The 25,573-nt window shown below is 67.5% G+C and carries 22 protein-coding genes; 5 read left to right on the top strand and 17 right to left on the bottom strand.

The genetic code is table 11. The annotated features are described in order from the left end of the window. Positions 1-181: 181 nt before the first annotated feature. From DIE23_RS01320 to DIE23_RS01290, 7 genes are all read right to left on the bottom strand, one after another. Positions 182-736, bottom strand: coding sequence for a carboxymuconolactone decarboxylase family protein (locus tag DIE23_RS01320; protein WP_124610442.1), 555 nt, complete (start codon positions 734-736; stop codon positions 182-184). Positions 737-761: 25 nt separating this feature from the next. Continuing rightward, positions 762-2,096, bottom strand: coding sequence for an aspartate aminotransferase family protein (locus DIE23_RS01315; RefSeq protein ID WP_124610441.1), 1,335 nt, complete (start codon positions 2,094-2,096; stop codon positions 762-764). 15 nt (positions 2,097-2,111) lie between these two features. Next, on the bottom strand, positions 2,112-3,161 hold the full coding sequence (locus DIE23_RS01310) for a C45 family peptidase (protein ID WP_124610440.1): 1,050 nt from the start codon (positions 3,159-3,161) through the stop codon (positions 2,112-2,114). A gap of 20 nt (positions 3,162-3,181) precedes the next feature. After that, on the bottom strand, positions 3,182-3,910 hold the full coding sequence (glnQ, locus tag DIE23_RS01305) for a glutamine ABC transporter ATP-binding protein GlnQ (protein WP_014899691.1): 729 nt from the start codon (positions 3,908-3,910) through the stop codon (positions 3,182-3,184). Next, the gene (glnP, locus tag DIE23_RS01300; protein ID WP_185646367.1) at positions 3,907-4,614 is read right to left on the bottom strand and encodes a glutamine ABC transporter permease GlnP; all 708 of its coding nucleotides are present in this window, start codon (positions 4,612-4,614) and stop codon (positions 3,907-3,909) included. The genes glnQ and glnP overlap by 4 nt, the downstream gene beginning before the upstream one ends. A 15-nt stretch (positions 4,615-4,629) precedes the next feature. After that, positions 4,630-5,382 (bottom strand): glutamine ABC transporter substrate-binding protein GlnH, encoded by a 753-nt coding sequence (glnH, locus tag DIE23_RS01295; protein ID WP_124610439.1) that lies wholly within the window; start codon positions 5,380-5,382, stop codon positions 4,630-4,632. 381 nt (positions 5,383-5,763) lie between these two features. Then, positions 5,764-6,138 carry an MAPEG family protein gene (locus DIE23_RS01290; RefSeq protein ID WP_124610438.1) on the bottom strand — a complete coding sequence of 125 codons (375 nt, stop codon included), beginning with the start codon at positions 6,136-6,138 and terminating at the stop codon, positions 5,764-5,766. A gap of 302 nt (positions 6,139-6,440) precedes the next feature. Here DIE23_RS01290 and alr point away from each other — a divergent pair, with 302 nt between their 5' ends. Next, on the top strand, positions 6,441-7,562 hold the full coding sequence (gene alr, locus DIE23_RS01285) for an alanine racemase (protein WP_124610437.1): 1,122 nt from the start codon (positions 6,441-6,443) through the stop codon (positions 7,560-7,562). Between the two features lie 170 nt (positions 7,563-7,732). On the opposite strand, the gene DIE23_RS01280 is transcribed toward alr, so the two are convergent. Both DIE23_RS01280 and DIE23_RS01275 read right to left on the bottom strand, forming a co-directional pair. After that, a complete protein-coding gene (locus DIE23_RS01280; RefSeq protein WP_124610436.1) occupies positions 7,733-8,527 on the bottom strand; it encodes an enoyl-CoA hydratase in 795 nt (264 codons plus the stop codon). Positions 8,528-8,710: 183 nt separating this feature from the next. Continuing rightward, positions 8,711-10,147 carry an MFS transporter gene (locus DIE23_RS01275; protein ID WP_124610435.1) on the bottom strand — a complete coding sequence of 479 codons (1,437 nt, stop codon included), beginning with the start codon at positions 10,145-10,147 and terminating at the stop codon, positions 8,711-8,713. Positions 10,148-10,259: 112 nt separating this feature from the next. On the opposite strand from DIE23_RS01275, the gene DIE23_RS01270 reads away from it, so the two are divergent. Next, positions 10,260-11,147, top strand: a complete 888-nt coding sequence (locus DIE23_RS01270; RefSeq protein ID WP_124610434.1) for a LysR family transcriptional regulator — start codon at positions 10,260-10,262, stop codon at positions 11,145-11,147. Between the two features lie 19 nt (positions 11,148-11,166). Here DIE23_RS01270 and DIE23_RS01265 read toward each other — a convergent pair whose 3' ends face one another. Genes DIE23_RS01265 through DIE23_RS01245 form a run of 5 tightly spaced genes read right to left on the bottom strand, consistent with a single transcriptional unit; the run spans position 11,167 to position 16,274 of the window. Continuing rightward, complete coding sequence (locus DIE23_RS01265; RefSeq protein ID WP_060238818.1) at positions 11,167-11,532, bottom strand: response regulator; 366 nt, start codon at positions 11,530-11,532, stop codon at positions 11,167-11,169. 36 nt (positions 11,533-11,568) lie between these two features. Continuing rightward, positions 11,569-12,537 (bottom strand): chemotaxis protein CheX, encoded by a 969-nt coding sequence (locus DIE23_RS01260; protein WP_124610433.1) that lies wholly within the window; start codon positions 12,535-12,537, stop codon positions 11,569-11,571. Between the two features lie 22 nt (positions 12,538-12,559). Then, positions 12,560-13,144, bottom strand: a complete 585-nt coding sequence (locus DIE23_RS01255; RefSeq protein ID WP_124610432.1) for a hypothetical protein — start codon at positions 13,142-13,144, stop codon at positions 12,560-12,562. After that, positions 13,141-13,881 carry a methyl-accepting chemotaxis protein gene (locus tag DIE23_RS01250; protein WP_124610431.1) on the bottom strand — a complete coding sequence of 247 codons (741 nt, stop codon included), beginning with the start codon at positions 13,879-13,881 and terminating at the stop codon, positions 13,141-13,143. Before DIE23_RS01250 ends, DIE23_RS01255 begins: the two co-directional genes overlap by 4 nt. Before the next feature lie 2 nt (positions 13,882-13,883). Beyond that, positions 13,884-16,274, bottom strand: coding sequence for an MCP four helix bundle domain-containing protein (locus DIE23_RS01245; protein WP_124610430.1), 2,391 nt, complete (start codon positions 16,272-16,274; stop codon positions 13,884-13,886). Positions 16,275-16,903: 629 nt separating this feature from the next. Between DIE23_RS01245 and DIE23_RS01240 the strand changes: the two genes are divergently transcribed. Next, positions 16,904-17,593: an alpha/beta hydrolase gene (locus DIE23_RS01240; protein WP_124610429.1), complete on the top strand. Its 690-nt coding sequence runs from the start codon at positions 16,904-16,906 to the stop codon at positions 17,591-17,593. 34 nt (positions 17,594-17,627) lie between these two features. Here the strand turns inward: DIE23_RS01240 and DIE23_RS01235 are convergent, their stop codons facing one another. Both DIE23_RS01235 and DIE23_RS01230 read right to left on the bottom strand, forming a co-directional pair. Further along, positions 17,628-19,127: an amino acid permease gene (locus DIE23_RS01235; protein ID WP_124610428.1), complete on the bottom strand. Its 1,500-nt coding sequence runs from the start codon at positions 19,125-19,127 to the stop codon at positions 17,628-17,630. 103 nt (positions 19,128-19,230) lie between these two features. Further along, positions 19,231-20,637 (bottom strand): aspartate ammonia-lyase, encoded by a 1,407-nt coding sequence (locus DIE23_RS01230; RefSeq protein WP_124610427.1) that lies wholly within the window; start codon positions 20,635-20,637, stop codon positions 19,231-19,233. 155 nt (positions 20,638-20,792) lie between these two features. Between DIE23_RS01230 and DIE23_RS01225 the strand changes: the two genes are divergently transcribed. After that, positions 20,793-21,767 carry a LysR family transcriptional regulator gene (locus DIE23_RS01225; RefSeq protein WP_124610426.1) on the top strand — a complete coding sequence of 325 codons (975 nt, stop codon included), beginning with the start codon at positions 20,793-20,795 and terminating at the stop codon, positions 21,765-21,767. Between the two features lie 99 nt (positions 21,768-21,866). On the opposite strand, the gene DIE23_RS01220 is transcribed toward DIE23_RS01225, so the two are convergent. Beyond that, entirely contained in the window at positions 21,867-22,928 is a 1,062-nt protein-coding gene (locus DIE23_RS01220; protein WP_124610425.1) for an asparaginase, read from the bottom strand. A gap of 323 nt (positions 22,929-23,251) precedes the next feature. Between DIE23_RS01220 and DIE23_RS01215 the strand changes: the two genes are divergently transcribed. Next, entirely contained in the window at positions 23,252-25,489 is a 2,238-nt protein-coding gene (locus DIE23_RS01215; protein WP_124610424.1) for a TonB-dependent siderophore receptor, read from the top strand. Positions 25,490-25,573 lie beyond the last annotated feature (84 nt).

The raw sequence follows: 25,573 nt of genomic DNA, 5'->3' as shown, positions 1-25,573 counted from the left end.
GAATTCCAGGTACGGGGGAAATTTCCTGCGCTGACGCGCAGGCGATGCGATGTGCTTCAGCAAGACGCGGCGAGGCTATCGATCGATCCACGCCAAAACGCCGAAAAGCCCGTGCGGACGGGCTTTTCGACGCAACCGGAACGCGTGCCCGGCAAGCTGCCGACGCACGCACATGCGGCGACTATTCCGGAAACGGTAGATCAGTTTGTCCGTCCGCGCGCATGCCGAACGTGTTGAGCGTCATCGCCACGAGCGCGTAATAGCCGAGCAGCGCGACGAGGTTCACGACGGTCTCGTGGCCGAAACGCGCCTGCGCGCGCGCGAACGTCGCATCGCTCACGCGCCGCGTGTCGTACAACTCGGTTGCGAACGCATGGATCAGCGCATCGTCGTCCGATTCGAACGCCGGCGTGACACCACGCCGGATCGCGTCGGCCGTCGCGGCCGGCACGCCGGCCTCGAGCGCGATCGGATGGTGGATGTGCCACTCGGCCTGCGAGCGCCAGCGCGCGGCCGTCACGAGAATCGCAAGCTCCGACAGCCGCAGCGACAGCCCGGTGCGATAGCGGCAGAACGCGCCGAGCCGTTGCGCATGCTGCGCGAGTTCGGGGCTCGCGATCCAGCCGAGGAACGGCCCGTTCAGGTTGCCGCGCGGGCCGCTGAGAATCTCGGCGAGCACGGCCTTCTGCTCGTCGGTGGCCGATGCGGGATCGAAGGGAGGCAGTCTGTCTGTCATGGTGAGGATTCCGTGAAATCGTGGCTCACGCGCCGGCCGATGCAAGTGCCGCATCGATCGCGCCGGACAGCCGCTCGACGATCGTGTCGATCTGCTGCGCGGTGCAGATGAACGGCGGTGCGACCAGGATGTGATCGCCGTGCACGCCGTCGATCGTGCCGCCCATCGGATACACCATCAGGCCGCGCTGCATCGCCTCGCGCTTGACCGCCGCATGCAGCTTCAACGCGGGATCGAACGTCGCCTTGCTGTCGCGATCGCACACGAGTTCGACGCCGACGAACAGCCCGCGGCCGCGCACGTCGCCGACGTGCGGATGCGCATCGTACTGCTTGCGCAGCGACGCACGCAGTTGCTCGCCGCGCGCCTTCACGTTGTCGAGCAGCTTCTCCTCGGCGATCACGCGCTGCACTTCGAGCGCGGCCGCGCACGCGGTTGCATGACCGAGATACGTGTGGCCGTGCTGGAAAAAGCCCGAGCCATCGACGATCGTCCGGTAGATGCGATCGCTCACCAGCGTCGCGCCGATCGGCTGGTAACCCGCGCCGAGCCCTTTCGCGATCGTCAGCAGGTCGGGCGCGACTCCGTCTTCGTCGCACGCGAACAGGTAACCGGTGCGCCCCATCCCCGACATGATTTCGTCGAGGATCAGCAGCACGCCGTACTTGTCGCACACCGCGCGGATCTTCTTCAGGTAAGTACGCACCGGCGGCACCGCGCCGGCCGTCGCGCCGACCACCGTCTCCGCGACGAACGCCGCGACGTTTTCCGCGCCGAGTTCGACGATCTTCCGCTCCAGTTCGTCAGCCAGGCGCTGCGCGTACGCTTCGTCGGTTTCTCCCGCCTGCTGGTCGCGATACGCATAGCACGGGCTCACGTGGTGCGCTTCGATCAGCAGCGGCAGGAACGGCTCGCGCCGCCATGCGTTGCCGCCGATCGCGAGCGCGCCGAGCGTGTTGCCGTGATAGCTCTGGCGGCGTGCGATGAAATGGCGGCGCTGCAGTTCGCCCTTCTCGACGAAATACTGGCGCGCGAGCTTCAGCGCGGCTTCGATCGCCTCGGATCCGCCCGACACGAAGTACACGTGTTCGAGCCCGGCCGGCGCGGCCTCGACGAGCCGGTCGGCCAGTTCTTCGGCCACGTCGGTCGTGAAGAACGACGTATGCGCGTACGGCAGCTGTTGCGCCTGCCGCTTGATCGCGTCGATCACGCGCTGGTTGCTGTGTCCGAGGCACGACACGGCCGCGCCGCCGCATGCGTCGATATAGCGTTTGCCGGTCGAATCGATGATCTCGATGCCGTCGCCAGCGACGGCGACGGGCAAGGTGGCGCGCGGAGCGCGATGAAAAACGGTCGTCATGCGTTGCCTCATGGATCAGGACGCGCTCGGCGCGTGCGCGGACGGCACGATATGTGTCGCGAAACGCTGCGTGCCGTGCTGGTGAATGGTGAAGTCGATCGCGGTGTCGCGAATCGCGAACACGGCGGTCGCCAGCGTGTTTTCGTCGTCGGGGTCGGCCGGATCGTCGCGATAGATCGGCAACCCTTCCGGCGCGCGGTCGCCGAGCACGCGCAGCAGCGCGGCTTCGTCGAGCGCGTCGATGCCCGGCGTCAGTGCGTCGACGCGCCGCTGGCGATCGCCGGACGATTGCGTGACGATCTGTGCTTCCGCGTCGCAACCCGGATGCACGAGATGGTTCGCGTGGCCGGTGAGATGCGCAACATCGACGACCGAACAGCGCGCGACGCTCGCCTCGATGCTCAGCAGCCGCGTATCGCCGGTCGCGCCGAGCGTGTGATGAAAGCCGCTCGCGCGCGCATGCGTGCGCAGCACGTCGGCCGCCGCGTCGAGCGACGTCGCGTCGAGCACCGCACGCGCGAGGATCATCCGCGGCACGCCGGCCGCGGGCGTGCGGATCCGCAGGTTGTTGATCGCCTGCGCGATACCCGCGCGGTTCGCGGCAAATGTATGCCCGGGCAGCGAGCCCGGGTAATAGAAGCTGACGAAACTCGGCTTGCCCTGCGGCTGCACGTCGACCAGCAGGCAGCGCTCGCGCAGGTACGGATCGCCGTCCTCGTTGTGCGCGATCCAGCGCGTGCCGTGAGCGTCGCGCCCGGCGAGCGTCGTGCAGCCGTCCGGCGCGTTGTGGATCAGTTCGCCGCGGCAGTTCCACAGGAAGATGTCCTCCGTCGGCCAGCCGACGCCCGCCGCGATCCCGTCCAGCTCCGCGACGAGATCGGGGTACGCGGCGAGCGCGGCCTGCCGCAGCGCGGCGACGAACGGATGACCGCGCCAGCGGCGCACGGCCTGCCATGCGCTGCTCTGCTGCATGTACGGATCGAACACGGGGCGGGCAAGCTCGCCGAGGCGCACGCCGATGTCGAACGGCGTGCCGGCGATGACGGGGGTAAGGGAAAGCGGCATGTCAGGTGATTCGGTTTCGTTCAGGACACGTGTTTCAGGAATTCCTTCAGGCGCGGTGTCGGCGGCCGGTCGATCAGGTCGACCGGATGGCCGTCCTCGGCGATGCCGCCCTGATCCATGAACAGCAGCCGCGTGCCGACCCGCTTCGCGAAGCCGATCTCGTGCGTGACGACGATCATCGTCATCCCTTCGGTCGCGAGATCCTGCATCACTTTCAGCACTTCGTGGCGCAATTCCGGATCGAGCGCCGACGTCGGCTCGTCGAACAGCATCAGCCGCGGCCGGATCGCAAGCGCGCGTGCGATCGCGACGCGCTGCTGCTGGCCGCCCGACAGCTCGGACGGGTAATGATTCGCGCGCGATTCGAGGCCGACCTTGTCGAGCAGCGCCATCGCCTGGTCGCGCGCGTCGGCGCGCGATGCGCCGCGCACCTGGATCGGCCCGAACATCACGTTCTCGAGCGCGGTCATTTGCGGAAACAGGTTGAACTGCTGGAACACCATGCCCGCCTCGAGCCGGATGTTGCGGATCGTCGACGCGTTGCCGCGCACGCTCTGGCCGTCCACCAGCAGCTCGCCGCCGGTGATTTTCTCGAGCGCGTTGATACAGCGCAGCATCGTCGACTTGCCCGAGCCGGACGGGCCGATCACGACGACCACCTCGCCCGCGTCGATCTTCAGGTCGATATGCTTCAACACCGGCACGTGGCCGAAGCTCTTCGACACGTTCTGGAATTCGATCATGCTCATAAGATCCGCATCCTCTTTTCGACGAGCCGAAGCGTCAGCGTCATCGCGCCGGTCAGCATCAGGTAGATGACAGCCACCGCGGTCCAGATCTCGACCGCCTGGAAATTGCCGGCAATGATTTCCTGCCCTTTGCGCGTCAGTTCGCCGACGCCGATCACGATGAACAGCGACGTGTCCTTGAGGCTCACGATGCACTGGTTGCCGAGCGGCGGAATCAGCCGCCGGAACGCGAGCGGCCCGACCACCTTCAGCAGCACGCGCGGCATCGACAGGCCCATCGCGAGCCCCGCTTCCGTCAGCCCCTTCGGGATCGACAGCAGCGCGCCGCGCACCACTTCCGCGAGATACGCGCCCGAATTCACCGTGATCGCGATGATCGCGGCCGTCAGGCCGTCGATCCGGATATGCGCGAGCAGCGGCAGCGCGAAGTACAGGAACATCACCTGCACGACGATCGGCGTGCCGCGGATCAATTCAATATAAACCTGTGCGAGCACGTTCATCGCCTTCGGTCCGTATGCGCGGAACATGCCCGCGATCATCCCGACGACGAACCCGCCCACCAGCCCGAAAAATGCGATGAACACCGTCAACCGGACCCCGTCCATCAGGTCCGGCAACGCCGCCCAGATCGCCGACCAATCGAAATTCACGTATCGCTCCCCGTCCGATTCAAGACCGGCGCGGCCGCCCGGCCGCGCCATGTTGTGCCGTCACGCTCACATCTTCGGCGGCTCGGCGCCGAACCACTTCTTGTAGATCTGCGCGTAGCGGCCGTCGGCCTTGATCTTCACGAGCGACGCATTGACCTTCGGCACCAGCGGGCTGCCCTTCGGGAAACCGATCCCGTACTTGTCGCCGCTGACCGGCTGGCCCGCGACCTGCACCTTGCCCTTGCCTTCGTTGTTCACGAAGAACAGCACGTTAGGCGTGTCGTGCATCGCCGCGTCGACACGGCCGGCCTCGAGCGCGAGGTACGCCTGGTCGATGTTCGGGAACTGGCGGATCTCCTTCGGCTTCAGGTGCGCCTTGATCCAGTCGATCGTCGCGGTGCCCGTCTTCGCGGCGATCACCTTGCCGTTCAGGTCGTCGATCGACTTGATCGACGTGTTGCCGACCTGCACCATCGCCGCGAGCCCGCTGTCGTAGTACGGCGCGGAGAAGTCGATCGCCTTCTTCCGTTCTTCCTTGATGGTCATCCCCGACAGCGCGACGTCGATGTTCTGCGTCTGCAGCGCAGGAATCAGGCCCGCGAAATCCATCGGCTGGATCGTGTACTTCCAGCCCTGGTCCTTGGCGATCTCCGCCCACAGGTCGAGATCGAAGCCGACGTACTTGTCGCCCTGCTTGAACTCGAACGGCATGAACGACGTATCGGTCCCGACGACGAGCGTCTTGGTATCCGCGTGCGCGATGCTGGCGCCGAGCGCGGCGACCACCGCGACGGCTTTCAGGAAGGAACGGCGACTCATGACTTTTCTCCGCATGATTGAGCGATGTAACCGGCCGGGTGGCCGGGGAACGACGACATCAAGCCGCACCGCAACATGCGATGTTGAATTAGACCGTAGTGCAACAAGTGTTGTCAACACGGATACTACGACAACAAAAAAAATACTCAACGAGAAAATGATCGAGACAAACCCGAGCCCGGCGGGCGGGATAGATCGGAGGAAAGGGAAGCGCGGGGAAGGTGCGGAAGAATGGCGGCGGAGGCGCCGGGGCGCGGCGGCGCTTGAAGTCGGGGACGGTAAGGTGCGCGGACCCGCCGTTGCGGCGGGCCGGTGTGTTGCCGCGGCGATTCGCGCGCCCGGATCGGAAGCCGGAGCGCGTGTCGGCAGTCCGTTAGCTCGTCACGGCGTCGCGAAGAACAGCGCGACGACGCAAGCCATGCCCGCGAACCACACGAGCGAGCGCAGCGACGCCCAGTTCAACAGGTACATCAGCGCGTAGACGACGCGAATCGCGACGAACCCCATCGCAAGCTGGTCGACGTGGTGCGCGTTCGCGCCGTTGTGCCATGCGACGACCAATGCGGCCGTAAACAGCGCCAGCGCTTCCCACGCATTCTGGTGCGCGGCCTGCGCCCGCGCGCGCCAGCCTTCGAGCCTTGCCAGGTACTCGCGCGGCGTGCGGTTGTCGTACCCCTTGCGGGCCTTGGCCAGGAACGTCATCGGGAACGGCAACAGCGCCACGATGAACAGGCACAGCTGGGACGTCGTCGTCATCAAAGTCTCCTCCTTTATGATTACATTGACCAATGACAGAGTCGCGCAGAGCTTAGCATTGCGTCGCGTTGTTCGCGCACCGGTTTTCTAGACGGGAGACTCGGCAATGCAGGCTGGCGAAGGCCGCGGCGGCATCGATCAGACACCCAAAATTCCACCAAATCGCCGACAAATACGTTAATTAAAACTGGTCGAACACCAATAAGATAGCGCTCAACACTGGCTCGGTGCGTTACCGCGCCAGCCTTCGACCCGCACCGCGCCGCCGCGCGTGCCGAACGACTTTCGACCCGAGCCCGCCCATGCCCCGTCCCATCGTCGCCCATATCCGTCCCGACGCCGTCCGCCACAACCTCGACTTCATCCGCCGCACCGCCGCGCAATCGCGCGTGTGGGCCGTGATCAAGGCCAACGCATACGGTCACGGGATCGAGCGGATCTATCCGGGCCTCGCGGCCGCCGACGGCATCGCGCTGCTCGATCTCGACGAAGCCGTGCGCGTGCGGGAACTCGGCTGGGACAAGCCGGTGCTGCTGCTCGAAGGGATCTTCGAGCCGGCCGACGTCGAGCTGGCCGATCGCCACCGGCTGACGGTGGCCGTGCACTGCGACGAGCAGCTCGACCTGCTGATCGCCGCGAAGCCGCGGCAGCCGATCGACATCCAGCTGAAGATGAACTCCGGGATGAACCGGCTCGGCTACCGGCCCCACGCATTCCGCGCCGCGTGGGAGCGCGCGGCGGCCGCGCCGTCGATCGGCAAGATCACGCTGATGATGCATTTCGCGAACGCCGACGAAGGCGAAGTCGACTGGCAGCTCGAGCAGTTCGATGCGGCCACGGCCGGGATTCCGGGCGAGCGCTCGGCGTCGAATTCGGCGGCCGTGCTGTGGCATCCGCGCGCGCATCGCGACTGGGTGCGGCCCGGCACGATCCTGTACGGTGCATCGCCGACGGGCGCGTCGCGGCACATCGCCGACACGCCGCTGATGGCCGCGATGACGCTGACCAGCAAGATCATCGGCGTGCAGACGCTCGCGCCGGAAGAAACGGTCGGTTACGGCCGCCGCTTCACGGCCGACCGGCCGATGCGGATCGGCGTGGTCGCGTGCGGCTACGCGGACGGCTATCCGCGCCACGCGCCGACCGGCACGCCGATCGCGGTGGACGGCGTGATGACGCGCGTCGTCGGTCGCGTGTCGATGGACATGCTGACCGTCGACCTGACGTCGTGCCCGAACGCGAGCATCGGCTCGAGCGTCGAGCTGTGGGGCGATCAGGTGAAGGTCGACGACGTCGCGGAAGCCAGCGGCACGATCGGCTACGAGTTGATGTGCGCGCTCGCGCGCCGCGTGCCGGTCGTGGTCGTGCCGCCCGGCGCGTCGACGGTGCAGCCGGCGCTGCGCACGGGCAGCTACGGGCGATAACGCCCGGCGTGGACGCGGCGGCACGCTCGCGTGTCGTCGCGCATCGGGATCCGCCTGCGGGCCGCGTTACGTGCGGCCCGTTTGCTTTGGCGGCGCGCAAGGAGCGTTGTCGTGGACGCAGGCGTCCGCAATGCGCACGCGCTAGCGCCCCCCCGCCGCTACGCTACGCGCTACGAACGCCACGTCGGCTCGCGCTTCTCCAGGAACGCATCGATCCCTTCGCCGGCGTCCTCTTCCATCATGTTGCGCGCCATCACGTCGCCCGCGAACGCGTATGCGTCGTCGAGCGGCAGTTCGCGCTGCCGGTAGAACATCTGCTTGCCGTAGCGCACGGCCGCCGGGCTCTTCGCGACGATTTCCGCGACCTTGCGCGCGACGGCCGCATCGAGCGCATCCTCGGGCACGGCCTCGTTGACGAGCCCCCACGCGGCGGCCGTCGCCGCATCGATGAAACGCCCGCTGACGAGCATGTCGAACGCGCGCTTCGCCGCCACGTTGCGGCTCAATGCGACGGCAGGCGTCGAACAGAACAGCCCGACGTTGATGCCCGACACCGCGAAGCGCGCGGTGTCGGCCGCGATGGCGAGGTCGCACGCGGCGACGAGCTGGCAGCCGGCCGCCGTCGCGATGCCGTGCACGCGTGCGATCACCGGCACCGGCAACGCGCGCATCGCGAGCATCACGCGGCTGCATTGCGCGAACAGCGCGCGGTAGTAATCGAGTTCGGGCTTGCCGCGCATCTGCCGCAGGTCGTGGCCCGCGCAGAACGCCTTGCCCTGCGCGGCGAGCACGACGCAGCGCACGTGCGGATCGGCGGCCAGCGAATCGAACGCATCCTGCAGGCTCGCCAGCATCGCCTCCGACAACGCGTTGAACTGTTGCGGCCGGTTCAGCCGCAGCGTGACGACACCGTCGCGCACGTCGCGCAACAGGATCGGCTCGGGTGTCTCGTGACGGGATTCCATGATGCTCCGCTCGACGGGGTTCGATCGGGCGCGAACCAGCGGCACGGGCGGCACGCGCCCGGATTCGCGATCGACATGATCACGAATCGTCCTCCACATTGCGCGCGACGTCCAGCGGGGCCGGCCGGCTGGCACGCGAAGCACGCTTGCGTGCAGCCGCACGACGAAGCGCGGGCCTCGGCGTCATGCCTGCCGCCGCACCCGCTTCGCGATCCTCGCGCCGGCCATCAGTGCGACCAACGCGGCCGCCGCATACGCGGCGAATCCGAGCGCCGCGACCGAACGCAGCGCCGCCGCCAGATTCGGCAACAGCATCGTCGCGGCACCGGCGAACGCGACGCCGAGCAGGCTCCCTGCCTGCCGCGCCGCATTGAGAAAACCCGACGCGACACCAGCCGAGTCCGCCGGCACCTGTTCGAGTACGGTCGCGATCATCGGCGGCACGGACAGCGCGGTGCCGGTGCCGAACGCAGCCATCGCCGCCCACGCGACGGGCCACGGCGCGCGCAGCGTCAGCGCGGCCGCGAGCGCCGGAACGGCACACGTGGCGAGCAACAGGCCGCCGGCCATCAGTTGCGGCGCGCTGGCTCGTCCATGCAGCTTGCCCGACAGCACGTTGCCGAGCGACAGGCTCAGCGCGAGCGGCAACAGCATCAGCCCCGTCTGCCGCGCATTCAGCCCGAGGCTGCCGTGCAGGTACAGGCTCAGGATGAACAACAGCGCGAAATAGCCGACATAGACCAGGGTGCCCATCACGTTCATCGCCACGAACACGCGATTGCGAAACCACGCGAGCGGCACCATCGGATCGGCGGTGCGCCGCTCGACGACGATCAGCACCGCGGCGGCGAGCGCGGCGACCAGCAGCGCGGTCAGCACCTCCGCCGCGCCCGGGCCGCGCGTCGGCAACTCGATCGCGGCAAAGCACAGCGCACCGAGCGCCGTCGCGCTGGCGAACTGGCCGGCCCAGTCGAAGCGGCGCGCGCCACGTCGGGCCGACGCACGCACCAGCGCCGCCGCCCCGGCGAGCGCCAGCGCGCCGGTCGGCACATTGACGAGGAACGCGCTGCGCCAGCCGAAATCCTCCACCAGCACGCCGCCCAGCACCGGCCCCACGGACGCCGCCACCGATGCGATGCTCGCCCAGACCGCGATCGCCCGCGCCCGCTCGGCCGGCACGTCGAAGGTGTTGCGCACGATCGCGAGCGACGCCGGCAGAAAGAGGGCCGCACCCACGCCCTGCACGAAGCGCGCGGCGACGAGCACGGTCACGGACGGCGCGAAGCCGCATCCCGCCGACGCCAGGACGAAGAGCGCAAGGCCCGCGAGATACGCGTGTTTCGCGCCGAACCGGTCGGACAGCACGCCGCCCGCGAGGATCAGTGCGGCGAAGCTGAGCGTGTACGCATCGACGATCCACGCGAGCCCCGCGACCGTCGCGCCGAGGCTCGCGCGCATCGCCGGCAGCGCGACGTTGACGATCGTCGTATCGAGCACGGCCATGAACATCCCGATCGCGACGAGCGCCAGCGTGAAGCGGCGTTCGCGCGCGGTCGGACGGCCCGTCGGGATCGGCGCGGCGGCGGCCGCAGGGGTGCAAGGGGACGTGCAATCGGTCATGAGAACTCCAGGCTGATGCCGAGAGTCTAGGAACCGCGCACGATGCGGAAAAGTGATAATTTCGCATCTTCGTGATGCAGAAATGCATCCCCCCTTCCCGAGGAAACCGCCGATGCGCCTCAATTGGGACAACGCCCGCTTCTTCCTCGCGCTGGCCCGCGCCGGCACGCTGCGCGGCGCGGCCACGCAGCTGAACGTCGACCAGGCGACCGTCGGCCGCCGGATCGCGGCGCTCGAGGACGAACTGTCCGCGCGGCTGTTCCTGCGCACGCAGACCCTCTACGTGCTGACCCCAGCCGGCGAAGCGCTGCTCGAGCCGGCGGAAACGATGGAGCGCGCATCGCTCACCATCGAGCGGCGCGTGATGGGCTTCGACGAGCAGCTGGCCGGCTCCGTGCGCATCGCGACCACCGACTCGCTCGGCAAGCGCTTCGTGGTGCCGGCCATCGCGCGCCTGCGGCGCAAGCACGCCGGCATCGACGTCGTGTGCGTGACGTCGGCCGAAATCGCCAACCTCACGCGCCGCGAGGCGGATCTCGCGATTCGCACGTTGCGGCCGGAATCGCCGGACCTGATCGTCCGGCGGCTCGGGCATCTCGAAACCGGCATCTACGCATCGCGCGGCTATCTGGCCGAGCGCGGCGAACCGGTGCCGGGCAGCGCGTTCGACGGTCACGATCTGGTGATGTACCAGCAGCCCGTGGTGCCGACGATGTGGGAAGCGCTGTGCGGCGAGCCGACGTCACGCGGCCGCGTGATGTTCCAGACCTCGTCGACGATGATGCTGGTCGAGGCGACCATCGCCGGGCTCGGCGTGGCCGAGCTGCCGTGCTTTCGCGCCGACGCCGAACCGGAACTGGTGCGGCTCATGGCACGGCGCTGCAATCATTTCGACGTGTGGCTCGTCGCGCATGCCGATCTCTACAAGACCGCGCGCGTGCAGGCCGTGATCGACGCGGTCGTCGACGAATTCGCGTCCGCCGCGCCGGCGGCTCGCTGATTGCCGCGCCGGTGCGTGCTCAGCCCGCGAGCTTCTTCAGCGCGTCGAGCACCGCGTCGCCCTTGAACGGCTTCACGATCCAGCCCTTCACGCCGGCGGCCTTGCCACGCTCCTTCATCGCCGGGCTGCTTTCGGTCGTCAGCATCACGACGTTGACCGACGCATTCGCCAGTTCGCCACGGATCTTCTCGACCATCGTCAGGCCGTCCATGTTCGGCATGTTCACGTCGCTGATCACGAGACGCACGCCGGGCGTCGCCTTGAGCTTCGCGAGTCCGTCCTTGCCGTCCACCGCCGTCGCGACGTCGAGCCCGTGATTGCGCAGGAAACCCGCGACTTCGTCGCGCACCGTGCCCGAATCGTCGACCACCAGAATCTTTGCCATGCCGTATTCCCCTTTCGTTGTTGCTGACTTCAACATTCAAAACAGTTCGAGTTCGCCCGATTCGACCATCGGCCCCACGTCCTGCACGGATTCGCGGAAATCCTCCGGCGACCAGCTGAGGCTGAACACGAAACGCTGGTCGAGCCGCACCGACCGCCCCGATGCGGGGTCGGTCATCCGGTACTTGAAACAGAGCTGCGGACAGTCACCGCCGAACGAAATGAACTTCTGCTTGTGATTGACGACGAGCGGCACCTGCACCGGATGGCGCGCGAGCGCCTCCGCGTCGCCGAGATAGCGGTTCTTGAACGCGCCCCACACGAGGTTGGTCAGCTCGCCGAGCACGCTGTTCACGTCGCGGAAATCGGGCGCGCGGCCGTCGTCGCGCGTGCCGCCGATCATGTCGAGCAGCGGCTGCTCGCTCGTCTGCAGCAGCATGTAGCCGCGGCACCACGCGCTTTCCAGCGCGATCAGGCTGAACACCTCGCCGAAGATGATCTGGTCGCGGACGATGCACGGCATGTCGCGTTCGATCGCGAGGCCCGGGAACAGGCTGTCGAGCCGCGCCTCGGTGATCTCCGCGATGCCACGCACCAGCGCGTTCGGGTAATCGCGGCCGAACAGGTATTCGTCGATCGCGCGCTTGAGCGGCGTCAGGTCGTCGGCGACGTAGGCCGCGCACGCGACGCGTGCGAGCGCATCGGGCAGCCCGTCGCGCGACGCGTCCGATGCGTTCGACGTGCGGCGCAGGATGATCGGCAGCTCGGGCCGCAGCGCATCGATCTGCGTCGCGACGATCGCGCTTTCGTCCGGCGAGCCGCCGTAGTCCTCAGCGAGCAGGATCGCGCCGAGATCGATGTTCGAGCGCAGCACCTTCAGCAGCCGGTTGCGCCGCACGGTCAGGCCGACCAGGTTGTGCTCGTCGCAGAAGCGCTTGATCGTCGCCGCATGCGCGCGGCTGTCGTCGAGCACGAGCACCTTGCTGACGGGTTGGTCTACGGTCATCTCGGGAAGTCCTCGGAATCGGTCAAAACAGTTCGAGCTCGCCGCCCATGTCCACGCTCGCCGCTTCCGGCACGTGGAAATCGACCGGCGCGTTCGCGCACACGCACAGCGTCGCGCCGATCCGCACGTCGCCGTCGAGCGTCACGTCGTACGCGGCCACGTGGTCGGGGTTCAGCGCCGGCAGATAGTCAATGCTCGCGCCGCTCAGCAGGTAAGGCGTCGACATCCCGAGATCCGGGAACGGCGCGGTCAGCGCCTGGTTGATCGCGCCGCAGCACAGGTTCGCGACCTCCATGAACGCTTCGGGCAGCGGCCGCTGCGCGCTCGCGCCGGGCACTGCCGCGGCGAAATGACGGCGCGTCGGTTCGTCGTCGCGAAAGCGCAGCGCGAGCAGCAGCCGGAAATGCAGTGCCGAGATCGTCAGCACCGCGACGTGCTCGGCGACCTTCGGCGTCGCGCGCGACTTCATGCGTGACGGGTCGTGCGACGCGTCGTGCACGCCGTCGGCAGCCGGCCGGATCTCGCACGCGCCGCCGGACGCGAGCCGCGTGCGCGCCGCATCGAAGAAGATCCGCTCGAAACCGGCCCGGGCCTGCGCACTGATCACGCCGCCGCTCCCTCGAGCCGCGCATGCAGCTGCCCGGCCAGCGTCTCGACCGTCGCGAGCGCGGCCGTGATCATCTTGCCGCCGGCCTGGATGTCCTGGAACGTCGCAGCTGTCACGAGATCGTTGCGGTTCAGGCTGTCGCGATAGCTGTTCGACAGTTGCTGCGAGCGCGCAGCGAGCCCGCGTACCTCGCTCGCGACGATCGAGAAGCCGCGCCCCGCGGAGCCCGCGCGCGCGGCCTCGATCGACGCGTTCAGCGACACGATCGACACGTGCGCGACGATCGCCGACAGCTCCTGGTTCTTCGTGCGCATGTCCTGGTTCTGCGTGGTCAGCGAGATCATCTGCTCGTGCCAGCGCTCGAACGTGCCGGCCAGCCCGCGCAGCCGCGCCGCTTCGTCGGCGAGCTTCGTCGCGTGCTGCGACAGTGCGGCGCGCTCGGCCGCGAGCGCCTGCAGCGCGTCGCGCTGCTCGCCGGTGCCGGCCGCCTCGTGCGCCAGCATTTCCTCGAGCTCCGTTTCGCGACGCGCCCAAGCCTGTGCGGCTTCCGCATGCGCCGCCGCGGCTTCATCGGCCCGCGCATCGGCCGCGCCGAGCGCAGCGCGCAACGCATCCGCTTCGCGCGTCAGCGCGGCAACGAGCCGCGCGCGCGTGACGCGACACACGATCGCGGCGATCGCCGCGACTACCAGGCCGCCCGCCAACGCGGCGCCGATCGGGATCATCCACGCTTGCACGATCACTCCGCCGCGTCGACGTTCGCGATGCCAGCGCGCGCCTGCTGCCCGGCGGCGTGGGCCGCACTGTCCGCCGCGAAACGCGCCGGCAGCGACACGATCGTCTCGAACGCGCGATACGACGCGCCGACGCGATCGTCGGTGAAGCGCAGCGCGATGTCGCCGCCGTCGCGCTTCAGGAAGTTGCGCACCGCGTCCATCCCGACGCCGCGCCCCGATACTTCCGTCACCGCGCGCGCGGTCGAGAAGCCCGGGCGGAAGATCAGTTCGGCCACCGCTTCGTCGGTCAACGCGGCCTCGTTGCCGGCGTCGATCCAGCCGCGCTCGCGCGCGATCCCGCGAATCCGGTCGAGCGCGAGGCCGCGGCCGTCGTCGCCGAGCACGAAGCGCAGCGCATCGTCCTCGACGTCGACCGCGATGTCGATCTTGCCGGCCGCCGCCTTGCCGGCCGCACGGCGCTCGTCGGACGTTTCGATCCCGTGGTCGATCGCATTGCGCAGCAGGTGCATGAAGACGTTCTTCAGCGTCGCGCCGATCTCGCTGCGCACGCGATGGCCGTTGCTGTCGATATGCACGACCGGCGCCGGCTTGCCGAGTTCGGCCGCGAGCGACGGCAGCGACTCGATCACGCCGCCCAGCGCATCGCCGATGCCCTGCGTGCCGAACTGGCTCAGCAGGCGGCGCACCGAATCGCGCGCCGCGTGCCAGTCGCCCGCGTTCGCCGGATCGGCGCCGTCGAGCATGCGCAGGCTCTCGCTGATGTGCGCGCGCTCGACCATCAGGTAGTCGGCGCCGTCGTGCCGCGCCGCTTCGCCATGGCGGCCGAGCGTGACCGCGTTGATCGTCGCGTAGTGGTCGACCGCCTCGCGCACGCGGGCCAGGTCGTCCATCAGCGCATCGCGGTTCCATTCGGGGCCGCCGTCCGCGCGGCGCAGCGATTCGTACGCCTGCTCCGCTTCGTGCACGATGTTGGTCAGGTGCTGCAGGCTGTACGTGCGCGCATTGCCCTTGATCGTGTGCATGTTGCGGAACAACGCCGCGACGATCGAGTGATCCGCCCGTTCGTGCTGGCGGATCATCCGCTCGTTCTCGCTGAGGAAGCCCTTCGCGCTGTGCACGAAGTCATGGAACTTGTCCTGGCTGATCGACAGGATCTCGCCGATCATCTCGAGGCGGCGCTGCTGCTCGCCGGCCTGCGCGGTCAGCTCGCGGATCTCGGTCACGTCGCGCACGCACAGCATCAGCCGCACGACCGTGTCGGTCTCGTCGGTGATCGCCGACCAGCTCAGGTCGAGCCATTTCTCGCGGCCGTCCGGCATCCGCTTCGCGACTTCGTTGACGAGCAGGTGCTCGTTGAACGCGAAGTTCATGCTGTCCTCGCCGAGGCACGCATGCACGGCCGCGTCGACCTGCGAGCGCGCGTCGGAACCGATGCTCGAATCGTCGAACACGAGCGCCATCAGGTCGCGGCCGGCAATGTCGCCCGTCTCGAAGATGGTCTCGAGGTAAGCCGAATACTCCGCATGCACGACGCCGCCCTCGACGACGGTCAGAATCCCCTGCTGCATGTTCTGCAGCATCGCCTGGATGTCGGCCGTCTTCTGCTTCAGTTGCGCGGCGTTCTCCTGGATCTTCTCGATCATCCCGTTGAACGCGACGATCGAATGGCCGATCTCGTCCATCCGGCCCACCGGCACGCGGCGCGTGAAATCCTGGCTGGTCGCGATCTCGCTCATCGCCGTCTGCATCCCGATCAACGGGCGCGTGATCTGGCGGTACAGCACGAAGCCGAGCGCGGTCAGCAGCACGACGACCGTGCCCGCCACCCCCGCGATCGCGGTGGCCGTCGTCGCGAGCATGCCGTTCAGCGCGCGGATCGCGTCGTCCTTCTGGCGGTTCTTCTCGACGCGCAGCGTGTCGACGATGCTCTCGAGTTCGTCGCGATACTGCGCGACGTTCGCGAACAGGTACGCCTGCGCCATCTCGGGCTTGCCGTCGGCCTTCATCTTCACGGTGTCGTCGATCGCGGCGAAGTAGTTCGCGGCGCTGTCCTTTGCCTGCGCGACGAGGCCTTGCTGCGCCTGCCCGACCGCCGATCCGGCCTGCGCGTCGAGCGCCGCGCGCAGTGCGGCCTGTTTCGCCTTCAGCTCGTCGCGTGCCTGCGCGGCGGTGTTCGCGTCGGGCGCGTACACCAGCGTCATCGTCGCGATCTGGATGTTCTTCACGTCGGCGACGAGATCCGCCGACGCGAGCGCGCTCGGCACGATCCCCTGGGTAACCTGACGCACCTCGGACGCGCTCTTGCGCGTCTGGTACACGGCGTACACGCCGATCGCGGACAGCGCGAAAAACGTCAGGACGACTAGCAGCGTAATGCGATGACGGATGGTCATGAGTACAGCTCCCCGCGGCGATCCGGCTTCGATCGCCCCTTGGCCTATTGAAAGAATATGAGCGGCGAATTATCGGGGATGGTGTATGACTGTCCGATGACTGAAACTCAATCGGTCATTGAGAAAATCGCAATGATTAATTTCGGCGAGAAAACCCTAAAGTTTTTCTCGAATCGGCCGTTAACTTCGGGCCTGCGCGGCCCGCCAGGGACGCCCGGCAGCATGCAATAAGCGAATCCGGATATTCATTCTTCTATTCATGATCCGGCCATTCAATACGGTCGAATACCGGTAAAACGTTTGCGCATTATCCGCGAATCAAATCGCTTGCTCAGTCTTTTTCGCGGTCTTTTACGTGGCTTTCTTATGCAAGCAAGCGGATCCGATACGCGGGTCGAGTCACCCGGCCCGCATCATCGTCGTTCACCGATCGAGCGCGATGTCGCCCCGCGATCAATGCGTCGCATGGACTGGTCGGCGTTCCCGCCGCAGCCAGTTGCCCTCAATATCGAGCAACCCGGAGCCGCCACATTCATTCCTGACAGGAAACAATCAATCACCATCCGGCGATTCACCTCCCCGCCCGCGCGTTCTAGACTATCGGATCATTCCCCCACCGGACCCTTGCAATGACCGACGTCCTGCCGCTGACCACCGACCCCGAATCCGGCCTCCAGTACCGGCTGCGCCCGGCCGCCGGCCGCCCCGCGGGCCGCCTGTTGCTGCTGCACGGCGTCGGCGGCAACGAAACCAACCTGCTGAACCTGGCCGGCACGATCGATCCGCGCATCGAAATCGCGTTCGTGCGCGGCCCGCTGACGTTCGGCCCCAACCAGCACGCGTGGTTTCCGGTGCGCTTCGGCCCGAACGGCCCTGAAATCGATGCGGCCCGCGCGGATGCGAGCCGCGTGCAGCTGATCGCGCTGCTGCGTGCGTTGCGCGCCCGGGATGATGCAAACGAAAGCCCCGCCTTGCCCACCGTGATCGCCGGTTTCAGCCAGGGCGGCATCATGAGCGCGAGCGTCGGCCTCACCTCACCGGCCGACGTCGCCGCATTCGCGGTGCTGTGCGGACGCATCCTGCCGGAGATCGATCCGCTGGTCGCGTCGCGCGATGCATTGAGCCCGCTGCACGCGCTGGTGATGCACGGCCGCTTCGACGACAAGCTGCCGGTCGCATGGGCGAACACGGCCGACGCGAAGCTGACGGCGCTCGGCGTCGCGCACGACACGCGGCTCTACGACGCCGGCCACGAGCTCACGGCGGAGATGGCCGGCGACTTCAGCCGCTGGGTCGGCGCACGCGCCGAGTTGAACTGAGCGCACCGGGCGGTCGATCCGCCCGTGCGTCTCGTCAGACGTTGCTCGCCGGATCGGCGACCATCGGCGCGGCCGCCGCAGCGGCCGCCTCTCGCGCGGTACCGCGCTTCGCGAGCTTCCAGCCGACCACCAGCGCGAGCACGACGACCGGAATCATCGCGACGGTCCACGTGCCACCCGGGTAATCGAACGCCATCAGCACCAGCACGCTGACGAGGAACCCGAGCGTGAGCCACGACGTGAACGGCGCGCCGGGCATCCGGAACGACACGGGGCTCAGCTCGCCGCGATTGACCGCGCGGCGGAACAGGATCTGGCACATCACGATGAAGCCCCAGGTCGTGATGATCCCGAGCGATGCCATGTTCAGCACGATCTCGAACGCCTGCGCCGGCACGATGTAGTTCAGCGGCACGCCGATCGCATTGACCGCGACCGTGACGAGGATCCCGCCGTACGGCACGCCGCGCGCGTTCATCCGCGACACGAAGCGCGGCGCCGAACCGCCCATCGCGAGCGAACGCAGCACGCGCCCGGTCGAATAGAGGCCGGAATTCAGGCTCGACAGCGCGGCGGTCAGCACCACGATGTTCATCACCGTGCCGACGTACGGCACGCCGAGCTTGCTGAAGAACGTGACGAACGGGCTTTCGTGCGCGCTGTACGCGGTCCACGGCAGCAGCATGGTCAGCAGCACGACCGAGCCGACGTAGAACAGCGCGATGCGCCACATCACGCTGTTGATCGCCTTCGGCAGCACCTTGCGCGCATCGGCGGTCTCGCCCGCCGCGACGCCGACGAGCTCGATGCTCGCATACGCGAACACGACGCCCTGCACGATCAGCACCGCCGGCAGGATCCCGTGCGGAAAGATCCCGCCGTGATCCGCGATCAGGTGCAGCCCCGTCATCTGCCCGGCGACCGGATGGCCGCTCGCGAGAAACACGGCACCGACCGCGAGGAACAGCGCGAGCGTCCCCACCTTGACGATCGAGAACCAGAACTCCATCTCGCCGAACACCTTCACGCCGATCATGTTCATCACCGACACGATCCCGAGCGCGCCGAGCGCGAACACCCATTGCGGCACGTCGGTGAACACGGCCCAGTACTTCATGTAGATCGCGACCGCGGTGATGTCGACGATGCCGGTGGTCGCCCAGTTCAGGTAGTACATCCAGCCCGCGACGAACGACGCGCGCTCGCCCATGAACTCCCGTGCGTACGACACGAACGAGCCGCTGGTCGGCCGATGCATCACGAGCTCGCCGAGCGCGCGCATGATGAAGAACGCGAATACGCCGCACACGAGATACACGACCGCCAGCGCGGGCCCCGCGCTCTGCAGGCGGCCGCCCGCGCCGAGAAAGAGGCCGGTGCCGATCGCACCACCCATCGCGATCATCTGCACGTGTCGCGGCTTCAACTTTTGCTCATAGCCGGATTCGTGCGACGCGAACATCGCATCTCGGTCGGCATGACGGGGATCCGCGCCGCCGGCCGTCTCGGCCGGGCGCTCGCTGGCGTGCTTCATGGTATGTCTCCGTTTCTTGATGTGTGGCGCCCGTCGACGGGGCGCTGCGGGAACGGTCGCGCACGGGCCGCCGGCGGCATGCGCCGGCGCCGCGCGGCCGGAATCAGTACGCGCGCGGACTGATCAGCGCTTCGGGCCGCAACGCTTCGTCCAGTTGCGCGTCGGTCATCAGCTGGTGAGCCAGCACGACCTCGCGGATCGACTTGCCGCTCTCGTGTGCCTCGGCGGCCACCGCGGTCGCGCGCTTGTAGCCGATGTACGGGTTCAGCGCGGTTGCCAGCGCGACCGACCGCTCCATCGTTTCGCGCAACCGCTCGGGGTTCGCGGTGATTCCGCTCACGCAGCGCTCCGCGAGCGTCGTGCAGGCGGCCGTCAGGTGGCTGAAGCTGCGGAACAGCGCGCTCGCGATCACCGGCTCGAACGCGTTGAGCTGAAGCTGGCCGGCCTCGGCGGCGAAGGTCACCGTCAGGTCGTTGCCGAACACCTCGAACGCAACCTGGTTCACGACTTCCGGAATCACCGGGTTCACCTTGCCCGGCATGATCGACGAGCCGGCCTGCACCGGCGGCAGGTTGATCTCGCCGAAGCCCGCGCGCGGGCCGCTCGACAGCAGCCGCAGGTCGTTGCAGATCTTCGACAGCTTGACCGCGATCCGCTTCAGCACGCCGGAGATCTGCACGAACGCGCCGCAGTCCTGCGTCGCCTCGATCAGGTTCGGAGCGGTGCTCAGGTCCAGGCCGGTGATGCGGCGCAGCGCGGCCAGCGCCTTCTCCGCGTACTGCGGATGCGCGGTGATGCCGGTGCCGATCGCGGTCGCGCCGAGATTGATCTCGCGCATCAGCAAGCCGGCTTCCTGCAGGCGCGCGATGTCTTCCGTCACCATCACCACGTAGGTCGAGAACTCCTGGCCGAGCGTCATCGGCACGGCGTCCTGCAGCTGCGTGCGGCCGAGCTTCAGGAGGCCCGAGAACGCGTCGGCCTTCTCCGCGAACGCATCGCGCAGGCGCGCCATCGCCTCGAGCAGATGCTCGACCGCGAAGCAGGTCGCGACCCGGATCGCGGTCGGATAGACGTCGTTCGTGCTCTGCGCGAGATTGACGTGCTCGTTGGGATGCAGGTATTCGTACTGCCCGCGTGCATGCCCCATGATTTCGAGCGCGCGGTTGCAGATCACCTCGTTGGCGTTCATGTTGGTCGACGTGCCGGCCCCGCCCTGGATGATGTCGACCACGAACTGGTCGTGCAGGCGGCCTTCCCGGATCTCGACGCACGCGGTAGCGATCGCGTCGCGATACGCAGCCGGCAGCAGCCCGAGCTCGCAGTTCGCATCGGCCGCGGCTTCCTTCACGGCCGCGAGCGCCATGACGAGGTAAGGCAGCGACGCGATCGTGCGCCCCGAAATGTCGAAGTTCTCCTTCGCGCGCAGCGTATGGACGCCGTAGTACGCCGAATCCGGAATGCTTCGTTTCCCTAAGAGATCCGCTTCGACGCGGAAGCCGTTTTCCGTCATGGTGTCCCTCCTGAAATGTCTCGTGCCGCCGCGGGAAACCGGCTGCGTTCACCGCTTCCCGGTACGACGGGATCGCATTCTATGCCTTTGCATAAAGAAGCTCGATTCTGTATTATCGAAAGCGGTTTTGCGTGGGACGCAACAGCGAGAGATGAATGAAAACAACGGCGAGAGACACCGGCATCGATCACCTCGGCGCGATGCGCGCGTTCGTGCGCGTCGTCGAAATGGGGAGCTTTTCCGCTGTCGCGAAGGAGATGCACGTGTCGACGTCCACCGTCGCGCGCAAGGTCACGGCGATCGAGGACGCGCTCGGCGTCGCGCTGCTGCATCGCTCGACGCACAGCGTGACGCTGACCGAGGCCGGCCACATTTACCTGGAACGCGCGGTCACGCTGATCGCCGATCTCGACGACACGCTGCGCGTCGTCGCCGAGCTCAATTCACAGCCGAGCGGCCCGCTGAAGCTCACCGCGCCGGTCGCGTTCGGCCGCCGTCACCTCGCGCCGCTGATCGCACCGTTTCTCGCGCGCTACCCGACGATCCAGCTCGACGTGCGGCTCACCGACAACCACAACGACCTCGTCGCCGGCGGCTTCGACCTCGACATTCACGAGGGCGAGAACTATCTGGACAACCTCGTCGTCCACCGGCTGTCGCGCAACGACAGCATCCTGTGCGCGACACCCGGCTACCTCGACCGCTGCGGGCGCCCCGCGACACCGGACGACCTGCGGCATCACAACTGCCTGCGCTACGTGCATCCCGAAGGCGATCCGCGCTGGGAACTCGTGCGTGGCGACGCACGGCACAGCGTGCTGCCGGCGGGCAACCTCGTCACCGATCATTCCGAGCTGCTGCTCGACGCGACCTGCGCGGGGCTCGGCATCGCCGAATTCGAGATCTGGCTGGTGCGCGACCTGCTCGCGAGCGGCCGCCTCGAAGCCGTGCTGCCGCGCTATCGGCTGCAGAACAAGCTCACGGGCGACTACATCTACATCGCGTATCTCGCGAACCGGCGCAGCTCGGCGAAGCTGCGCGTGCTGAAGGACTTCCTCGCGGAGCATCTCGCGCACATCGGCGAGCTGTCCGAGGTCGAGCTGATGAAGATTCGCGACGCCGGCGCGTAGCGGCCGCGCGGGCGGCCGCAGGCGCGCCGGCCAGCAGGCCAGCGCCGATGCGCGCCGCACCTGCCGCCACGGCACGCGGCATCGACGCGTTGTCGCCCTTCAGGCCGGCTGCAATTCGAACGGGAACGTCGCGTGCCCGATCTCGATACCCTGCGTGTTCAGCATCTTCGGCCGGTGGAACGCGGCGAGCCGCGCGCGCTGCGCGTCCGTGCCGATCTGCAGCCGTTCGAGCAGTTCGCTGACCATCATGTACAGCACGTCGATGTTGCCGTCCTCGATCTTCACCGAGATGCCAAGCGCGCCTTCGGCGCCGAGTGCCCGCGTGCGCGCCGACGCGCGTACACCGATGCCGTAGCACGCATCCGCGCCGAGCTTGCCGACGACCTGCCCTTCGAACGCGTCCATCAGCACCGTGCAGTAGCGTCCTTCTCCGGCGACCAGTTCCGGATGGGCCGTCATCGCATGATGAATGCGCGCCAGCGCGCGCACGCGATCGGTCGTCGCTGCGCCGGCTTCCAGCGTATCCGCGCCGTCGGCCAGCGATGCGTAAAGACGCGCGAGGCGGTCGAGCGGGAACGCCGGCGTCGGCAGGTTGCAGCCGTCGATCGCCCAGTCGACCTCGTCGTCGCGCAGGCCGCACGCATCGGCGACCACATGCTTGACGCGCACCTGCATCGGATGCTCGGGCAGATGGTAGTCGGCGATCGCGGCGCCGATCGACCGCGCGCCGGCCAGCATCCCGACATGCTTGCCCGAACAGTTGCTGCAGACGCCGGTCGGCGTGTAGTCGCGCTTGATCCACGACCGGTACACCGCGTCCGACAGCGGCGCATGGCCGCCGCACCGCAGATCCGACTCCTGCGCATCGACCTTCGCCAGCATCGCCCGCGTGCGCGCGATGTGCCGCTCCTCGCTGCTGTGCGACGCGCACATCAGCGCAATGTCCGCGTCGTCGAAACCGAACCGGTCGGGCGCGCCCGTCTCGATCACGGACAATGCCTGGGCCGGCTTCGCGGCCGAGCGCGCGAGCGTCGTCCGGAACGGATCGCCGAGCCGGAACAGCAGCCTGCCGCCGGCATCCACCACCGCCACGTCGGCAACGTGCGTGTTCTCGATCGCCTTGCCGCGGTACGTGACGACCGCTGCGCGTTGGGTGTCCATCTGTACTGTCTCCTTCGTCGGGGCCTGATTGCCGGGGCCCCTGCAACCGGTACGGCAGTGTATCGACTCGCCGCCGGGTCGCGCCGGTCGACCGGTGGAAAGCGCTATTGCGCAGGATGCAAAGCCGTCGCGCTGGACACGAAAATCTGACCGATTTCGTACAACAACCTCACGATCGTTTACATATTCCGTAACAATTCGTATAATTGCGATCGCTAACGCGAATCATACGCATTTACATTGTCGTTTCCCGATGCCGTGGGCCTGCCCGCCGGCATCGCGACGACGCATCCGTTTCACCGATACTTCCGCTGCCACTCGCCATGCCCGCCCAGTTCAAGACGAGGCCCCGTGCCCTCGTGTCGGCGCTGACCTGCTCCGTTTTCCTGACGCCGCTGCTCGCCTCCGCCGAAACCGCTCCTGCTTCCGCTACCGATGCCGGCCAGCCGGCCGCCGCCGATACGTCGGCGACGCTGCCGACGATCGCGGTCCAGTCGTCCGCGCTGTCGGACATGCAGGTGAAGCGCTCGCCGTCGTACAAGTTCACCGCGCCGCTGCTCGACACGCCGCGCTCGGTCACGGTGATCCCCGAGCAACTGATCAAGGAGAAGAACGTCACGTCGTTCGCGGACGCGCTGCGCTCGGTGCCGGGCATCACGTTCCTCGGCGGCGACGCGGCCGCGAACCCGTCGGCCGACCGCCCGGTGATCCGTGGCTTCGAATCGCGCAACTCGATCTTCGTCGACGGGATGCGCGACTCGGGGCTGCAGAACCGCGAGACGTTCGCGGTCGAGCAGATCAGCGTGATCAAGGGCCCCGACTCCGTGTACGCAGGCCGCGGCTCGGTGGGCGGCAGCATCGACATCGTCACGAAGACGCCGCAGAACGACGACTTCATCAACAGCAGCATCGGCTTCGGCACCGACGGCTACAAGCGCGCGACGGTCGACGCGAACCGCAAGATCAACGACACGACGGCCGTGCGGCTGAACGTGATGGGTCACGACGCGAACCAGGCCGGCCGCAACGACGTGTACAACAAGCGCTGGGGCGTCGCGCCGTCGATCGTGTTCGGGCTGAACACGCCGACCACGGTCACGGTCAGCTACTACCACATGAACTCTTACGACATGCCGGACTTCAGCGTGCCGTTCCGCGCGTCGGGCGGCACGCCGGTGCCGACCGATCGCGGGCAGTTCTTCGGGCTGAACACGCGCGACTATCGCTACGGGCAGACCGACACCGGCGAAGTGCGCGTCGAGCACAAGATCAACGATGCGTGGAAACTGAAGAACACGACGATGTTCGGGCGCTCGACGCTCGACTACGTCGCGACCAATCCGCAGATCCTCGCGTCGAACCCGAACATGCTCGGGCTGCAGGCGAAGAGCGGCAAGTACGCGCTCAACGGCTTCTCGAACCAGACCGAAGTGACCGGCAGCGCGAGCCTGTTCGGGATGAAGCACACGATGACGGCCGGCGTCGAGTTCAGCCACGAGCAATCGCGCTACGAGGGCTATCTCGTGTCCGATTCCGCCGGCAACAACATCCGCTCGGGCGGCCCGTGCTCGGTGGCCGGCAACTGCACTCCGCTCGCCGGTGGCTGGAACCCCAACATGCCGTGGACCGGCAACATCGTGCTGAACGGCGACAAGCGCTTCCCCGGCCCGACGACGAACACGCGCACCGACACGGTGTCCGCGTACCTCTTCGACACGGTCAGGCTGTCCGAGCGCTGGCAGTTCAACACCGGGCTGCGCTTCGACCGCTACGAAACGACCGGCAAGCAGGCCGGCGTCGCCGACCTGTCGAACACGTCGAACCTGTTCAGCTATCAGTTCGGCCTCGTGTTCAAGCCGGTGACGAACGTGAGCCTGTACGCGTCGTACGGCACGTCGTCGAACCCGCCGGGCTCGAACGCGGGCCTGGGCGGCGGCACCGACCAGATCACCGCGACGAACCAGGACCTCGCGCCCGAGCGCTCGCGCAACATCGAAATCGGCGCGAAATGGGACGTGCTGCAGGATCAGCTGTCGCTGACCTCGGCGCTGTTCCAGACCGAAAAGACCAATGCGCGCGTCAGCGACGGGCTCGGTCACACCGTCAACGCGGGCAAGCAGCGCGTGCGCGGCGTCGAGCTCGGCTTCGCGGGCAACCTGACGCGGAAGTGGCACGTGTTCGGCGGCTACGCGTACCTGAACGCGATCACGACCGACGCGGGCCCGGGCAGCCCGGGCGCCTCGGGCCTGCCGATGGTGATGGTGCCGAAGCACAACTTCACGCTGTGGACGAGCTACGACGTAATGCCGAAGCTCACGCTCGGCGCGGGCGCGACGGTGATGAGCCAGACCTATGCATCGGTGTCGGCGACGACGAAGAAATGGACGCCCGGCTACGCACGCTTCGACGCGGCCGCGACGTGGCGCGTGAACAAGACGATGGACGTTCAGCTGAACGTGCAGAACCTGTTCGACAAGCAGTATTACGCGAGCGCTTATCCGATCTACGCGACGTGGGCGCCGGGCCGTTCGGCGATGGTCACGCTCAACTTCTATCAGTAAGGCCGCGGCGGTGTGGCGGGCACGCGTGCGGCACATCGCGTGGCGCTCGGCTCACCCGCCGATCACCGATTGCCGACGAAGCGA

The organism is Burkholderia sp. Bp9143 (assembly GCF_003853645.1).
Taxonomy (GTDB): Bacteria; Pseudomonadota; Gammaproteobacteria; order Burkholderiales; family Burkholderiaceae; genus Burkholderia.
This window is presented reverse-complemented; position numbering and strand designations above follow the sequence as displayed.

Coding starts and splice junctions, on each gene's coding strand:
- DIE23_RS01320 (WP_124610442.1), bottom strand. CDS start 736: ATGACAGACAGACTGCCTCCCTTCGATCCCGCATCGGCCACCGACGAG.
- DIE23_RS01315 (WP_124610441.1), bottom strand. CDS start 2,096: ATGACGACCGTTTTTCATCGCGCTCCGCGCGCCACCTTGCCCGTCGCC.
- DIE23_RS01310 (WP_124610440.1), bottom strand. CDS start 3,161: ATGCCGCTTTCCCTTACCCCCGTCATCGCCGGCACGCCGTTCGACATC.
- glnQ (WP_014899691.1), bottom strand. CDS start 3,910: ATGAGCATGATCGAATTCCAGAACGTGTCGAAGAGCTTCGGCCACGTG.
- glnP (WP_185646367.1), bottom strand. CDS start 4,614: ATGGCGCGGCCGGGCGGCCGCGCCGGTCTTGAATCGGACGGGGAGCGA.
- glnH (WP_124610439.1), bottom strand. CDS start 5,382: ATGAGTCGCCGTTCCTTCCTGAAAGCCGTCGCGGTGGTCGCCGCGCTC.
- DIE23_RS01290 (WP_124610438.1), bottom strand. CDS start 6,138: ATGACGACGACGTCCCAGCTGTGCCTGTTCATCGTGGCGCTGTTGCCG.
- alr (WP_124610437.1), top strand. CDS start 6,441: ATGCCCCGTCCCATCGTCGCCCATATCCGTCCCGACGCCGTCCGCCAC.
- DIE23_RS01280 (WP_124610436.1), bottom strand. CDS start 8,527: ATGGAATCCCGTCACGAGACACCCGAGCCGATCCTGTTGCGCGACGTG.
- DIE23_RS01275 (WP_124610435.1), bottom strand. CDS start 10,147: ATGACCGATTGCACGTCCCCTTGCACCCCTGCGGCCGCCGCCGCGCCG.
- DIE23_RS01270 (WP_124610434.1), top strand. CDS start 10,260: ATGCGCCTCAATTGGGACAACGCCCGCTTCTTCCTCGCGCTGGCCCGC.
- DIE23_RS01265 (WP_060238818.1), bottom strand. CDS start 11,532: ATGGCAAAGATTCTGGTGGTCGACGATTCGGGCACGGTGCGCGACGAA.
- DIE23_RS01260 (WP_124610433.1), bottom strand. CDS start 12,537: ATGACCGTAGACCAACCCGTCAGCAAGGTGCTCGTGCTCGACGACAGC.
- DIE23_RS01245 (WP_124610430.1), bottom strand. CDS start 16,274: ATGACCATCCGTCATCGCATTACGCTGCTAGTCGTCCTGACGTTTTTC.
- DIE23_RS01240 (WP_124610429.1), top strand. CDS start 16,904: ATGACCGACGTCCTGCCGCTGACCACCGACCCCGAATCCGGCCTCCAG.
- DIE23_RS01235 (WP_124610428.1), bottom strand. CDS start 19,127: ATGAAGCACGCCAGCGAGCGCCCGGCCGAGACGGCCGGCGGCGCGGAT.
- DIE23_RS01230 (WP_124610427.1), bottom strand. CDS start 20,637: ATGACGGAAAACGGCTTCCGCGTCGAAGCGGATCTCTTAGGGAAACGA.
- DIE23_RS01225 (WP_124610426.1), top strand. CDS start 20,793: ATGAAAACAACGGCGAGAGACACCGGCATCGATCACCTCGGCGCGATG.
- DIE23_RS01220 (WP_124610425.1), bottom strand. CDS start 22,928: ATGGACACCCAACGCGCAGCGGTCGTCACGTACCGCGGCAAGGCGATC.
- DIE23_RS01215 (WP_124610424.1), top strand. CDS start 23,252: ATGCCCGCCCAGTTCAAGACGAGGCCCCGTGCCCTCGTGTCGGCGCTG.